Consider the following 14,234-nt stretch of genomic DNA (forward strand, 5'->3'; position numbering starts at 1 on the left):
CCTGCCCCAGTACACGGTCAGGTTCACTCTGGGAGTCCTCGCTTACCATCGGCACCGGTTTCGCCGCGCGCTCGGCATCAGCCTGATCCGCAGCGCACTGCGTCCCGAGTGGCGAACGTCCTCACACCGAAACGCGCCCCGGTAGGTCGGAGCGTGCCCCGGTGGGCCGGTGCCCGCGAGCGCGCGGGCCCTGACCGTAGAGGTGCCGCCGCGGAGCCGGGGACGGCGTAAGTCGATACCGCTGTCGTGGGGGCGGTTCGCCACGGGCCAGCATCGGCGTCCTACTCGATCGCCGCCCGTTTCCCGCGTTGATCTTGTACCTGCGGTGACATGTGATCGCTCACAATGACCGCAGGTACAAGATCAACGCTGATGCGGGCGGTGCCCTGGGAACAATTCGGGCAAGTCGGGCCCCTAGTGGTCGGCAGTGCGCCCGGAGCGCGTCCATGCACGCGGAGCCGTCGGCGCCGCCCCGGATCTGCGGTGCCGTCGCCGCCTACGTCGGGCGCTGGGCCATTCGCCGGCAGCACCGACTCCTGCCCACCCCGGCCATCCGCCGCCCTCGCCGCCACCGTCAGGCGACGAACCCCGCGCCGGCAGAGCCGTCTTCCGCCTCGGGAACCGTCCCTGCCCGGATGCCGTGCGCGCGAGCTCCAGGGGTGCGTCGGCCCATGCGGATGCGCCGCCCTTGACGGGACCGTCCCACGCCTACGCCCGAGGGCACGGGTGTCTTCGAGGCGCGGCCACCTCTGACAGGGCGGGTCCAGGTGTACACCGCGATGGCCCCGTCGGCGAGTATGGCGAAGAGAGCGGGCAGGATCTCCGTCGTGATTCGCCCGAACGCCTCTCGGGGGACGCTGCCCCCGCCTTGACCGGCGGCACGACTCGAACTCCGCCGCCAGCACGGACAACGACCCGCCTCGCTGGATGCGCCGGCGCCTTGTCGTCGGCATGGTAGCCGTCCTGGCAATGATCACCGCAGTCCCCGCGGCTACCAGCAGCCGAGGTCGTCGTCCCCGGGCAGACTGCCTTGGCCGCCTTCCGCGGGCGGAGGTTCTTCCCGAGACGGTCGCCGAATACGGCTGTGTCGGATTCACCGGAACGAGCCCTGGCACTATGAGCTGCGTGACAGGGGCGATCGTGGTTGCCCAGCGGATGTATGCCGACCCCACCGAGGACCCGAGGACGCAGCAGTGACCGACAGTGAACCAGTGCGGGCGATGGCGGGGCCGGATGCGGCGGAGCCCGGAGAGGAGGGCGCCGACCGTCGCGACACCGGTTTCGGTACCCGGCGCGCGCGCATCCGCCGGGCACTTCGTATCGCTACCCGGCCGGGGCCCTGGAAGCGCGGCTCGGTGCTTGCGGCGCTGGCGCTGCTGCCGGGTCTGCTCATGCTGCTGCACGCGAAGATCCCGAACCGGATCGGAGGCGTCGGCAGCCTGGTGGAGACCTTCCTGCCGTGGTTCGGCCTGTTCATCCCGGTGATGCTGGCGGGGGCGCTTTGGCGCCGCTCCGCCTCCGCGGCGGTCGCGCTGCTGCTTTCGGCGACGGTGTGGCTGAACCTCTTCGGCGGGCTGCTCATCGACAAGTCGCAGCCGGGCGGGGACCTTACAGTGGTCAGCCATAACGTCGGTGCCGAGACCCCCGACCCGGTCGGCACCGCCCGCGACCTCGCCGCCTCCCGCGCGGACCTGCTGGCTCTGGAGGAGATCACCCCTCAGGCGGAACCGCTGTACGAGAAGGAGTTGGCGAAGGCGTACCCCTACCACGCGGTGCAGGGCACGGTCGGGCTCTGGAGCAAGCTGCCGCTGTCGGACACCGAGCCGGTCGACGTCATGATGGGCGAAACCCGGGCGCTGCGCACCACGGTGAGCACGGACCACGGGCCGTTGGCGGTGTATGCGGCCCATCTGGGGTCCGTACGGGTGATGCCCAGAGGAGGCTATTGGACGGCCTCGCGGGACAGAGGCGCGCAGGCGCTCGGCACGGCCGTCGCCGCCGAGCAGAATGAGCGGGTGGTACTGCTCGGCGACCTCAACGGCACCGTCGACGACCGCGCGTTCGACAGGATCACCGCGCAGCTGGACTCGGCCCAGGAGGAGGCCGGGGACGGCTTCGGCTTCAGCTGGCCGGCGAAGTTCCCGGTGGCACGCATCGACCGGATCCTCGTCCGCGGCGTGGAGCCGGAGAGCTCGTGGGTGCTGCCGGCCACCGGCAGCGACCACCTCCCGGTGGCGGCCGCCATCAGCTGGTGAACACCGGGTAAGCCTCCGGATAGGGGCCGCACCTCACCTGGGTCGGCTGTCGCGGATCAAGGCGCCGTGGCCTGGCTGGGCGGACGCGGCCGGCTGCACCGGCGCTACGAGCACAAGTCCGCTGACGGAGGACCTCGGGCCCGCGGTGGTTGTCACTCCGGGGCCGCGCATGCGGTCATGAGGTCGGCCACCAGGTCACGCGGGTCGTACAGGCTGCGTGCGCCGTCGGTGATCACGCGTCTGGTGCCCGCGTCCAGGGGAGAGGTGGCGGCCCAGTCGGGTGTGGCGACGCTGAGTTCGATCTCCAGACCGGAGATAGTGCGCCAGCGCCACTCGGTGGTAGGACCCCAGGTGCGGGTGGTGACGAACGTGCCGAGCAGGCTCAGGGAGTCGGTGTTGTAGAGAGCGGGGTCGTCGCTCAAGAGGACGAGGTCGACGTCGGAGTCCTCGCGTGCCGCCGCTCGGGCCCACGAGCCGACAAGCAGGAGTCCGGCGACATCGGAACGGCGGCGCGCCCAGTTCGACGCCCAATCCTGCAGATCGGCGACCTCTTTTACACGCTGGCGCGAGACGGACATGCATCGGCCCCTTCCGAGTCCAGTGCTCTTCCCGGTGCGGGGGACGGCGTCGCTGTGGCACTGTCCCCCGCGGATGTGCTCGCCTCACCTGTGGGCGCCGGCGCCCGGGTTCAGTGGGTCGGCCACAGGTCGACGGCGTAGCGTTCTTTGCCGTCCAGTTTCTCGAGTTCCTCGCCCATGCGGTCGAGGTCCCAGTCTTCGTCGGCGGCCTGTAGTTCGATGTCCTGGGCCTCGCGCATGACAGCGTGATGGTTCCACCCCTGGACGCGCAGGTGGTAGGAGCCCGCGCGAGGAAGGGGGATCTCGGCTGCGATGCCGATGGTGCCCTGGTCGACATAGAGAACGCCCTCGGGGAAGGCGACGGTGAAGCTGTGCTCCTGCTCGGCGCCGTTCCCGGGTTCCCCCGAGGGTTGAGTCGACCAGACGGTGACATCGATCCGGACCTTGACGGTGGCATTGCCGCATTGCAGGACCATCCAGTGCTCGTCGGCCGCCGCGCCGGCGGAGATGGAGCGCTTGATCACGGCGCTGGAGCCGTCACGGTAGCCGCTACCTCCATGGAGGGACAGCATGCGGTGGTCAGGGACGGCCACCACCTGCTGCCGGGTGAACGGTTCGGAGGGTGCGTTCTCGTAGGGCATGGGCTTCCAGAGATACGGACGTAGAAAGGGTGGTCGTCGAAGATGAGGTGCTCGTAATACGTCTCCTTCAATCGCCTCGCGCATCCTGATCGCCGTCCGCATCAACCAGCCGTGCCGAAGACCGTTGATCTTCGCCAGTGGAGGCGCCCTCACGGGTGGTAGCGGAGGGGTATTCATCGCAGTCGACCAGGGTCCCATCGCCCCTGGCGATCGGGGGTCACAGGCCGTGTCACTGGGCGGGGCAGCGGCCGCCTCACCCCCGTTCGCGCGGGGTCTCCGCAGGTCCCGTTCGGCGGTCAGCCGCCGCACCGGATCAGGCCCGCTCGGACGGCGAGCATGCCGGCTATCCAGTGAACGGGCGGGGGAAGACGGCCGCGGGCGAGGCCGCAGGAGCTGCATTCGGGTCCTCGGCGGAAAGAACGCAGAGCAGGTGTGCGACTCCCGCAGGCGCGCGAACTCCGCGCTCCACTCACCGGCCCCTCGGCGCTGGGGCGCTATCGCCGCGGTTTGCCGGGTTCCAGGTCGAGGATCGCCAGGGCCCCTCCGTCGGGATGGTTGGCGAAGGAGAGCCGGGCGCCCAGGACCTCGGCCTGGCCGCAGGCGATGGTGAGTCCCAGGCCGTGGCCGCCGCCTCCCTCCGGTGGGGTCGGGCCCTTGCGGAACCGGCCGGGCCCCTCCTGCAGCAGGGTGTCGGGGAATCCCGGCCCGAGGTCGTGGATGCGCACCCGGCTCCCGTCGATCTCCACGGTGACCGGCGGCGCGCCGTGGCCGAGCGCGTTGACCAGCAGGTTGGCCAGAATACGTTCCAGCCGCCGGGGATCGGTGGAGACCACCTGCTCCGAGACGGACCGCACTGTCACATCGGGGCCGAACCGGGCGGCCCGGTGGCGGACGAACTCGGCGAGCGCGATGTCGCTGAGGTCGGGACGCTGCGTCGCGGTGTCCAGGCGGGCCACCTCCAGCACATCCTCGACCAGGGCCCGCAGCGCGGCGACCCGGTCGCGGACCAGTTCCGCGGGGCGACCTTCACCGAGCAGGTCGGCGGCGGTACTCAACCCGGTCAGGGGAGTGCGCAGCTCATGGGCGATGTCGGCCGTCACCCGCTGCTCGGCCGCGATACGTGCCTCCAGCGCGTCGGCCATCGCGTCGACCGCCCGCGCCAGCTCGCTCGCTTCGTCGCGCGCGCTTCCTCCCACGGCCTCGCTCACGCGCGTGCCGCGGTCCCCGGCGGCCACCCGTCCGGCGGCCGCGGCGACCCGGCCCAGGCGCGCCGACAGCCCGGCCCCCATCACCACCCCGGCACCCGCGCCCAGCGCGACCACCAACGCAGAACCGACCAGCAGCACCCGGTCCAACGCGGCCAGATCGTCCAGCCGGGGAGCGTAGGAGCTGCGCAGCGACAGGACCCGGCCGTCCGAGGTGGGCACGGCCGCCCAGACCGCCGTCGCGTCGTCGCCGTCGGTGATGGCGGTGGCCGTGTAGCCGTCGCCGGCGGCGTCGCGCAACCGGGCGGGCACCTCGGCGGAGTCCAGGCGGCTGTCCAGAGCAGGGCTGCCGGTGCGCTCGTAGGCGCGCAGCGCGAGCTCGACCCGTTCGGTCTGCAGTTCGCGGGCCTCCTCGGCCTGCTGGAACGCATACGCGTAGTGCACCATCAGACTCAACGCGACCGCGACCAGCGCGCTCACCACCGCGATGGTGGCGGTGATCCGCCAGCGCAGGCTCACCGGTCGCCGCCCGCGAGCCGGTAGCCGAATCCGCGCACGGTCTCGATCCGGTCGGCGCCGATCTTGTTGCGGAGCCGCTGGACATGCACGTCGACCACCCTGGTGTCGCCACCCCACTCGTAGTCCCAGACGTTCTCCAGCAGGACGTCGCGACTGAGGACGGTGCCGGGCGACTGCGCGAACCGCAGCAGCAGCCGCATCTCGGTCGGGGTCAGGTTCACCTCTTCGCCGCCCCGCAGCACCCGGACACCGTCCGGGTCGATCTCGACATCCCCGAAACGCAGCACGCCCCCCTCGGGCGGACCGCCGTCGGAGAAGCGTTCGGCGCGCCGCAGGGCCGCGCGCAGCCTCGCTGTCAGCACCGCGCTGTCGAAAGGCTTGGTGACGTAGTCGTCGGCCCCGGCCTCCAGCCCGACGACGATGTCGACGGGGTCGTCGCGCGCGGAGAGCATCAGCACCGGCACCAGGCTCTCCTCCCGGATGCGTCGGCACAGGCTGACGCCGTTGAGGTGCGGCAGCACCACGTCGATCAGCACCGCGTCGGGCGGCCGCGCCCGGAACAGCGCCAGCCCGTCGCGTCCGTCGGCGGCGGGGGTGACGCGGAAGCCGTCCCGCTCCAGGCTGAGGCCGGTGGTCTCGCGGATCACGTCGTCGTCCTCGACGAACAGCACGTGGGTGCCGGTCACCTCTCAGTTCCCCCCGCCTGCTGTCTCGCTCAGCCGTGCGCCGTCCCACTCCAGCTCTGTGCGCGTGACGGCGCCGGGGCACACCTCGGAATCCGAGCCCGCCGCCCAGTCCGCGCGTTCGACCACGGGACCGCCGTCGTGCCACGCGACCTCGGAAGCGCCGTCCGCAGTGGTGTAGACCCGCTCGGCACGGTCCTCCCAGAGACGGTAGACGTAACCGGCGAGGCCCCCCGTGCAGGCGACCTCGCCGTCGCATCCCTGCACGTTCACCAGCGCGACCGGGACTCCGGCGCTGGGGAGTTCGTGGTAGCGCACGTACATCGGGTACCAGCCCGCGCCGTAGCCCTCGGTGCAGGGCCGCGCGATCGCGTCCTTGACCGTTTCGCTCACGCCCGGGTCACCGCGCAGCACGGCGACCGCGTCGAGGGTGCGCGTGGTCGTGGCGCCTCCGTCCTGGGGCGCGGAGGCCGAAGGGGTCGGCGCGGCGCCGGAGACGCGGACCCCGGTGTCGACGACGCCGCAGCCGGCGGCGGCCATCCCGGCGGCGGCGCAGAGCACAATGGCCGCCCTTCTCGTGGAATCTCGCATCGCCGCGATGCTACCCCCGCGCCGGTCGCTGTTACACGATCGACGGAATTCCTCCGGGAGACCGCAATACGGCGTCAGCAGGACCGAGAAGCCCGGTTCCTAGCCTCCGGTGACGACACCAGAGGAGGCGAAACAATGGGAATTCGATATTCCGGGCCGGTGCTGCTGGCCGCGGCCGTTCTTCTCGCGCTCACGTCGTGCTCGGCGGGGCAGTCCGCGCACACGTCGGGTTCGGAGACGGGAGGCGGCGCGCCCGTCGTCTTCCGGGCCGCCACCGACGATCCGGTCGTGTTCTTGACGATCGACGACGGCGCGGTGCGCGACGCGGCGATGACAACCGTCCTGAAGAAGGCGGAGGTACCCGCCTCGCTCTTCCTCACCAGCGACTACGCCGTCGATGAGCCCGAGTTCTTCCGCCGCCTGCGCGACGAGACCGGTTCGCGCATCGAGGGCCACAGCATCGACCACTCCGATCTGAAGGGGCGGGACTTCGCCGACCAGAAGCGCCAGATCTGCCGACCCGCCCGGTCCTATACGAAAGCGTTCGGAAAACGGCCGCGCCTGTTCCGGCCGCCCTACGGCAGTTACGACGAAACGACACTCCGCGCGGCCGACGAATGCGGCGTCTCCCGTGTCGTCCTCTGGAGCGCCGAGATCAAGGATGGAACTATGTCGTTCGCCGCTGCCGACCGCCTGCGACCGGGCGACATCGTCCTGATGCATTTCGGAGACAATTTCCGCGAGGATGTGCGGGAGTTCGTCACGCAGGCCGACCGCTCGGGCCTGCGCCCGGCGCTGCTTGAGGAACACCTCGAATGAACACGGCGCCTGACCCATCGTGCCGGGCCTTGCGCCCGCTCGCGGTCCGGCGGCGCCCTCTTCGAGGAATTCCGCAACGACGCCGTTGGGCGCGTTGCGCAGCCAGTGCGACAGCGAGGCCGCCGAGAACGGAAACGTCGGCGCGATCGCCGCTCTCGGAGCGCTGCTGTACGAGGACGCGCGCCGGGGAAGCCGAGGTCTGGTTCCGCCGGGCCGTGAGGGGGGAGGGGCAGTCCCGCACGGCGGGCACGCGAGGGATTTCGACGTCGACCTCCTCGACCCCCTGAGGACTCAGGCCGCGCGAGCGGCGCCGCGCCAGCGCCTTGAGCGCGGGTATGACCAGCCCGACCGCGCCGCACATCCAGTCCTTCGACATCCGCGCCCGGACGAGCGCCGCCCGTCACACCGGTCCTTGGCGGCCCGTCGGCGCCCCTCGCCAACAGCAGGTTACGGGCCGAGAGCGGTCTAGCGGCCAACGCGAGCGCGGGCGGGCTCTCGGCGTGGTCGGGCAGCGCGACGGCGCCGCGGTCCGACTCCAGAGGGACGCGGATAGCGGGCCGGCCCACCCGAGCAGGCCGAGAGCATCGCCAGGAGAGTTCGAGCGGTAGGGCGTGCCCAGCCCCGAATCCGCTGCAGCGCGACGCGCTGCGGTGGCGGGCGGGAGCGCGACGTGTGCCAGCCAGTGCCCGCCCTCAGGCTGCTCGCACCCATGGACAACAGGGGCGCGAGCAGCCCACCTGCTTAAGAGCGGCCTAGCTAGCGGGGCCCAGGACTGCACCATAGTCGGGCGGGTGCGGCGCAGATCGACGCCATTTCGGGCCTATGTCACACTATGTGGTGATTGCCCTTCCTTGCGGTAGGAGGGCTCTTCAACTCAGACATCCCCCACACTTCCTCTCAGCGTTCTGCCGTCCCTGAGGCATTAGGCCCCATCATCGGTTCGCCCAATCGGCGGCGTCCGGTCCCGATGCCCAGCCCACTCAGCGCGTGCTATCCCCGCTCGGCGCTCCGCTCACCACCACGGAGTCCCCCCGCTTGAGAATCGCGTTCCTGCTGCACAACGCCTATGGCATTGGCGGCACCATCCGATCCACCGTCAACCTCGCCACCGCCCTCTCCGAGCGCCACGACGTGGAGATCGTCAGCGTTCATCGCCCGGCAGACGAGCCCAATCTCGTTGCCGGCCGCCCGCGCGTAGCACTGCGCTGGCTGCTGGATGTCCGCGAGGACAGCGGCGGTCCCGCCCACGATGCGCGCGAACGGCACCTGTCGGAGCTGCCCAACACCGTCTTTCCCGACCCCGACGTCGACAACGACCGCCGGATGCACTACACAGCGCTGCACGATGAGCGCATAGACGCCTACCTCCGCGACAGCGAGGCCGACGTCGTCATCGCCACACGGCCGATCCTCAACGGTTACCTCGCCCGCCATCGGCGGCGCGGTCAACTCCGTATCGGCCAGGAGCACCTGTCCATGGACGCCCACGGCGACCAGCTGCGCGAGGACCAGAACGCGGCCGTCGCCGGACTGGACGGCTTCGTCACTGTCTCCCAAGCCGACGCCGCCCAGTATCGGGCGGCCCTCCCCGGTGCCGCCGCCCGCATCCTGTGCATCCCCAACGGGGTGCCGCTTCCGGAAGTGGAACCCTCCACGCTGGACTCCAAGACGATCGTGGCCGCCGGGCGGCTGATCCGGATCAAGCGCTATGACCGATTGCTCGAGGCGTTCGCGAAGGTCGTCGCGCAATACCCGGACTGGACCCTGCGTATCTACGGGCGCGGGCGCGCACGGGCTGCCCTGCGCAGGCAGATCGACGAGATGGGCCTCAACGACAGCGCGATGCTGATGGGGCCCGCCGCGCCCATCGAGACCGAATGGGCGAAGGGCGCGATCGCTGCCGTCGCCTCGGACCGCGAGTCCTTCGGGATGACCATCGTGGAGGCCATGCACTGCGGCGTCCCGGTAGTGGGGACGGACTGCCCGTTCGGTCCCGCCGAGATCATCTCCCACGGGTCCACAGGCCTGCTTGTGCCGCTGGATGGCGGCGTCGACGCCTTCGCCCAGGCGCTGAGCCGGCTGGTTGCCGACGAGGAGGAGCGGCTCGCCATGGGCCGCGCGGCCCGCGCGGCGGCCGGGGCCTGGGCTCCCGAGGTGATCGCACGCCGCTATGAGGCGCTCTTCGAGGAGCTGGCGCCGCGTCGACGGACGCTGCCCCGGCTGTTGAGGAGCGGGAGCGCTCCCGCTCCAGCGCGGAGCCCCGCGGAACCTGCGACCGCCCGGGGGCCACGGGTGCGGGCGCGTTCAAGCGCGGACGCCCGGATCATGCTGAGCATCGGCGCGGACTCCCTGCCCGCGGGCGAGTGGGACTTCCTCACCCGCCTCCGACGCGGGGAGGAGGAGATGCGCTTCCCGCTCCCGGCCGCGGATTCGCGAGGCCGCGTGCGGTTCTTCCTGTCGCCCGTGGTCGAGGCCTTCTCCGAGGGGCGTTGGGACTGCTGGGTTCTCCCGCGTGGAGGCGCGGGCAAGCGTCTTCGGCTCACGGCGGCACGGATCGAACAAGCGGGGCTGCTCCGGGGGCCGGGGCTCGTCCATGACGGCGACAGCGTGCGGCACTGCATCCCCTACACCACCGCCGACGGGTATCTGGCGCTACGCGTGTGGAACCGTCCCGCCCACGCTGAGGTGGTTTCCGCCCGCCCCGACGATCTGGGCGTCCACGTCTCCGCCCGACTGCTTTGGGGCGGCCCCCCGGCCACACGGGACGCTCGGCTGCATGCCGTGCATCGAACGGAGTCCGCGTCGTCCTTCGAGGCAGAGGCGGTGCCTGACACCGACGATCCCGGATTGTTCCACGCGTTGGTGCGCCATGCCCCGGCCTGTCAGCGGCGCACCGGTGATGACGACATATGGGACCTCGTCCTGCGGCCCGGCCCGGGAGGGCCGACGGTCCCGCTCGGTCGCATCGGCGGCGACCTCGCCGACCGCAAGCGGGTCCACGTCTACGCGCCGAGGCGGTTGGACGACCCCGCGCAGGGCCGCACTCGCGTGCGCCTGTTCTACACCGTCGACAACCATCTTGCGCTGGCGCATCGAGCCGAGGAGGTCTAACTGTTCTGGCCGAAAGGTTGGAATCGGTGGACGGGTGGGCCGCCGAGCGCGGCGTGGAACCAGTGGCGGTTGTAGCGGGGCGGCCATGCGGTGAGCGTGCTGCGGGCTTTCGCAGCCTGGTGAGACCGGGCGATAACCGTCATGGTGGTAGGCGGCGGACCGACCGGCATGATGCTGGCCGCCGAACTTCGGCTGCACGGCGTGTACGCGCTGGTGCTGGAGAAGGAGGCGGAGCCGGCTAGGGTCGTCCGCGCGCTCGGCCTTCACGCGCGCAGCGTCGTGGTGGTGGACCTGCGCGGCCCGCTGGAGCTGTTCCTCGCGTGCGGCCGGTTCGCAGCCCACCACCGACCGCCTGCTGACCGAGCACGCCGCCGGGCGCCCCCGGCCGGCGCGAAGCCCGGGCCCCGGTCGGCCCGGCGGGTAGGTCTCAAGGGCGGGCGCGGCCGTGTCGATCCCCGGCGCCGAGTTCCTGCTCGGCGGCGCTTCGCCAGTGCGGTGCGCCCGCCCGTTCGGCGACGGCGCGGGCGCGCTGGAAGTGGCCCTCGGCCTCCGCGGCGCGGCCCAGCGCGCGGGCGAGGTCGCCCAGGTGGTGGGCGACGGGCCCCAGCGTGACCAGGCCGCTGCCGGCTCCGGCCAGCTCGTCGGCGGCCGGCAGCAACCGCTCGTAGGCGCGCCGCATCCGCCCCTGATCACCGGCGGCGCGCGCCGCACGGGCATCCATACAGGTCAGCGCCTCGTTCAGCAGTCCCACCGGCGCGGGCGGCGGTGCGGGCGGGGCCGTCTCACCCCCGCCCAGCAGCGGCAGGGCCCACGCAGTGTAGGGCCCCCAGTCGGCCCCCGCCAGGTCCGCAAGGCCGGCGGCGTCTCCGGCCGCCTCACCCGCCTGCAGTCGCAGGCACAGCAGCGCCAGCGGCACGGCGCCCTGCGCCATGCCCGGCATGCCAGAATCGGCCAGCGGCGCGCCCGCGGCGCGGTAGGCAGCCTCGGCCTCGGCGAACCGGCCCGCGACACCCGCGCGCACGGCCCCGTACAAGCCGGTGAATACGGCCACGTTGCCGATCTCGTAGCGGTCGCCCAGCTTGTGGACCGCGGCGGCGTGGGCGTCGGCCGCGGCGAAGTCGGCCAGCCCGCTGTGGGCCTGCATCTGCACGAGTCGGCCCAGCACCTCGTAGGCCACCAGCCCGGCGCCCGAGGCGACCTCGACCAGCTCGGCGCCGATGCCGGCGCGCCGCCGCGCCCCTCCGGCGGTGTGGAAGGACTGCATGAAGCGGGCGTTGAGGGCCGCGCACAGCAGCGCGGCGTCGCCGCGGCGACGCGCGAGGGCCTCGGCCCGGCGGGCGGCGTCGCGGCCGCGCTCGCCGGCGTCGCCGCGCAGCTCCAGCGCGAGCGCGACCAGCAGGCGGCAGCGCAACTCCGCGTCGCGGCAGTGCGGGTCGCGCTCCTCCAGCGCCGACAGCGCTTGCCGGGCGGCGCCGGCGACGCGGGCGGAGAGGCCCTCGTCGTCGTTGCGCGGCCACAGCGCCGGCACGTCGAAAGCGGTGACGACCCGCCCCAGCAGCTCGGGGTCCTCCAGCCCGGCGGCCGCCTGTACGGCGCGGCCCCGATGAGCGCGGGCCTCCTCCAACCGCCCGGTCACCGCGAGCGCCCGCACCGTGCCCATGACCGCCTCCAGCCGCACCCGGGTGGGGGCGCCGCTGCGCTCGCACGCCTCGGCGGCCTCGCGCCACAGGCGGGCGGCCTCGTGCGGGGCGAAGCGCTCCTCGGCCCGGCACGCGGCCTCGCGCGCGTAGCCGGCGGCACGCTCGTCGGCGCCGGGGGTGTCGGCGCGGGCGAAGTGGTGGGCCAGCGAGGCGGCCTCGCCGGGACGCAGCCGCTCCAGGGCGCGGGCGGTGCGGCCGTGCCAGTGCGCCCGGCGCGGCCCCGACAGACCGGTGTAGACGGCGTCGCGCACCAGGACGTGGGAGAAGCGCAGCCGGCGCGGCCCGGGTTCGGTGAGGAAACCGGCCTGCAGCGCGGCGTCGAGGGCGTCGAGCATGCCGCCGCCCTCCTCGGCCACGGCCGCCAGCACCTCAGGGTCGACGTCGCGGCCCACGACCGAGGCCTGGCCCACGAGCCGCCGCGCGGCCGGATCGAGGTCGGCCAGGCGGTGGCGGATGAGGTCGCCCACCCCGGGCGGGACGGCGTCAAGCGCACGGGCGCCCTGGTCGGCGTAGAGGCGGGCGAGCTCGCGCACGTAGAAGGGGTTGCCGCCGCTGCGGCGGTGGATCGCGGCCACGGTGGCCTCGTCGGCGCCGCGCCGGGCGACCTCGGCCACGATCCGGCCGGTGTCGACGAGGGAAAGCCCCTCCAGGTACAGGCGCAGGGGTTCGCGCGGGGCCAGGCGGGCCAGCGTGCGGGTCAGCGCGGGCGTGATCTCGTCACTGCGGTAGGTGCCCACCATCAGCACCGGACGGGTCCCCGGGCGGGCGGCCAGACCGGCCAGCAGCTCCAGGGTCTCCTCGCCGGCGCGGTGCAGGTCGTCGGCGACAAGCAGGACGGGGCCGCTGGCGGCGGCCGCATCCACCAGCGCGGCGGCGCGGCGCAGGGCCTGGAAGCGGGCCGCGGCCGGGTCGCCGGGGGGCTCGGCGCCAGCGGACGCGACCGGGGCCGCCGGGGCGGGGGCGGCCGCCGCCAGCGCCGCGGCGATGCGCTCCCAGGTCCAGGCCGGCGGGGCGCCTTCGTGCTCGGGGCACTCGCCCCAGGCGGTGGTCCACCCCCGCCGGGCCAGGCGCGCGGCCAGGTCGCGGGCCAGTGCGGTCTTTCCGGCTCCGGCGCCGCCGGCGACCAGCGCCGTCACGGTGCCGCCGTCGCGCTCGGCGCGCTCGGCGGCCCGCTCCAGGTCGCCGGTCTCGTCGGAGCGGCCCACCAGCGGGTGCACCGGCGCGGCCGGCTGATCGGGCACCGCGGACGCGGGAGGGGCCTGCTCTGCGGGCGGAGGGCTCAGCCGCGGCGCTTGAGCGAGGATATCGGCCTCCAGCGCGCGCAACCGCTCGCCCGGCTCCACCCCCAGCTCCTCGGCCAGCGTGCGGCGAGCCCGCCGCAGCGCCGCCAGCGCGTCGCCCTGGCGGCCCGAGCGGTACAGCGCCAGCGCCAGGTGGTGCCAGGCGTCCTCGCGCAGCGGGCGGGCGCCGACGTGGGCCCGCAGGTCGGGGGCTGCTTCGGCCGCCCGGCCCAACCCGATCAGCGCCTCGGCGCGGTGCTCCACGGCCACCAGGCGCAGCTCCTCCAACCGCTCGGCGCAGGCGCGCGCCCACGGGTAGTCGTCGAACTCGGCGTAGGCGGGGCCGCGCCACAGCTCCAGCGCCCGCTCCAGCTCTTCCAGAGCCGGGCGCGGCCGCGCGTCGGCCAGCAGCGCGCGCCCCCGCGCCACACCTCCCTCGAACCGGTCGGCGTCGACCGCGCCGGGAGCGGTGCGCAGCACGTAACCGGGGGCGGCTGTGGCCAGCAGGCGGGCGGGGCTGCGCGGCGGCCGACCGGGTTCCAGGGCACGGCGCAGGTCGGCGACGAAGGTGCGGATCGCCGCGACCGGGCCGTTCGGCGCCTGCTCGGGCCACAGGTCCTCCACCAGCCGCTCCACCGGCACGACCCGCCCGCCTGCCACCAGCAGCCGCGCCAGCAGGGCCCGCTGCCGCGGCCCCTTCAGCGCCAGGGCCCCGCGCGGGCCGGCGGCCTCCAGTGGCCCCAGTACGGCGAAGCGCACCGCGGCCGTGTCGTCGGCATAGCTGGTCATGGCATCGAATCTAGCCGCGCGCACCCGGTGCGGCGTCCGGGGAGCCGGCGCTTGGCCGCTGCT

Annotated in this window: 9 protein-coding genes and 1 pseudogene; 4 read left to right on the plus strand and 6 right to left on the minus strand. The window is 73.2% G+C overall.

Annotated elements, in window-relative coordinates; genetic code table 11:
• The first annotated feature begins 1,193 nt into the window (after positions 1-1,193).
• The gene (locus LP52_RS15255; protein ID WP_238580934.1) at positions 1,194-2,255 is read left to right on the plus strand and encodes an endonuclease/exonuclease/phosphatase family protein; all 1,062 of its coding nucleotides are present in this window, start codon (positions 1,194-1,196) and stop codon (positions 2,253-2,255) included.
• A gap of 152 nt (positions 2,256-2,407) precedes the next feature.
• Here LP52_RS15255 and LP52_RS15260 read toward each other — a convergent pair whose 3' ends face one another.
• The 5 genes from LP52_RS15260 to LP52_RS15280 all read right to left on the minus strand — a co-directional run bounded on the left by LP52_RS15260 (position 2,408) and on the right by LP52_RS15280 (position 6,472).
• A complete protein-coding gene (locus tag LP52_RS15260) occupies positions 2,408-2,833 on the minus strand; it encodes a nucleotidyltransferase domain-containing protein (RefSeq protein WP_040274332.1) in 426 nt (141 codons plus the stop codon).
• 110 nt (positions 2,834-2,943) lie between these two features.
• The gene (locus LP52_RS15265) at positions 2,944-3,474 is read right to left on the minus strand and encodes a hypothetical protein (protein WP_040274334.1); all 531 of its coding nucleotides are present in this window, start codon (positions 3,472-3,474) and stop codon (positions 2,944-2,946) included.
• A gap of 494 nt (positions 3,475-3,968) precedes the next feature.
• Entirely contained in the window at positions 3,969-5,198 is a 1,230-nt protein-coding gene (locus LP52_RS15270) for an ATP-binding protein (protein ID WP_040274336.1), read from the minus strand.
• Positions 5,195-5,884, minus strand: a complete 690-nt coding sequence (gene cseB, locus LP52_RS15275) for a two-component system response regulator CseB (protein WP_040274337.1) — start codon at positions 5,882-5,884, stop codon at positions 5,195-5,197. The genes LP52_RS15270 and cseB overlap by 4 nt, the downstream gene beginning before the upstream one ends.
• 3 nt (positions 5,885-5,887) lie before the next feature.
• A complete protein-coding gene (locus LP52_RS15280) occupies positions 5,888-6,472 on the minus strand; it encodes a hypothetical protein (RefSeq protein WP_157036340.1) in 585 nt (194 codons plus the stop codon).
• A 159-nt stretch (positions 6,473-6,631) separates the two neighbouring features.
• On the opposite strand from LP52_RS15280, the gene LP52_RS15285 reads away from it, so the two are divergent.
• The 3 genes and pseudogenes from LP52_RS15285 to LP52_RS26620 form a co-directional block, all read left to right on the plus strand.
• The gene (locus tag LP52_RS15285; protein WP_052809883.1) at positions 6,632-7,291 is read left to right on the plus strand and encodes a polysaccharide deacetylase family protein; all 660 of its coding nucleotides are present in this window, start codon (positions 6,632-6,634) and stop codon (positions 7,289-7,291) included.
• A 1,035-nt stretch (positions 7,292-8,326) separates the two neighbouring features.
• The gene (locus LP52_RS15290) at positions 8,327-10,402 is read left to right on the plus strand and encodes a glycosyltransferase (protein WP_040274341.1); all 2,076 of its coding nucleotides are present in this window, start codon (positions 8,327-8,329) and stop codon (positions 10,400-10,402) included.
• A 141-nt stretch (positions 10,403-10,543) separates the two neighbouring features.
• Positions 10,544-10,732: pseudogene (locus LP52_RS26620) on the plus strand (FAD-dependent monooxygenase); the annotation flags it as partial.
• A 97-nt stretch (positions 10,733-10,829) separates the two neighbouring features.
• Here the strand turns inward: LP52_RS26620 and LP52_RS15295 are convergent.
• The gene (locus tag LP52_RS15295) at positions 10,830-14,171 is read right to left on the minus strand and encodes a BTAD domain-containing putative transcriptional regulator (RefSeq protein ID WP_040274343.1); all 3,342 of its coding nucleotides are present in this window, start codon (positions 14,169-14,171) and stop codon (positions 10,830-10,832) included.
• Positions 14,172-14,234 lie beyond the last annotated feature (63 nt).

The sequence above is a fragment of the Streptomonospora alba genome, assembly GCF_000826685.1.
Classification (GTDB): Bacteria; Actinomycetota; Actinomycetes; order Streptosporangiales; family Streptosporangiaceae; genus Streptomonospora; species Streptomonospora alba.

Coding starts and splice junctions, on each gene's coding strand:
- LP52_RS15295 (WP_040274343.1), bottom strand. CDS start 14,171: ATGACCAGCTATGCCGACGACACGGCCGCGGTGCGCTTCGCCGTACTG.
- LP52_RS15280 (WP_157036340.1), bottom strand. CDS start 6,472: ATGCGAGATTCCACGAGAAGGGCGGCCATTGTGCTCTGCGCCGCCGCC.
- LP52_RS15260 (WP_040274332.1), bottom strand. CDS start 2,833: ATGTCCGTCTCGCGCCAGCGTGTAAAAGAGGTCGCCGATCTGCAGGAT.
- LP52_RS15265 (WP_040274334.1), bottom strand. CDS start 3,474: ATGCCCTACGAGAACGCACCCTCCGAACCGTTCACCCGGCAGCAGGTG.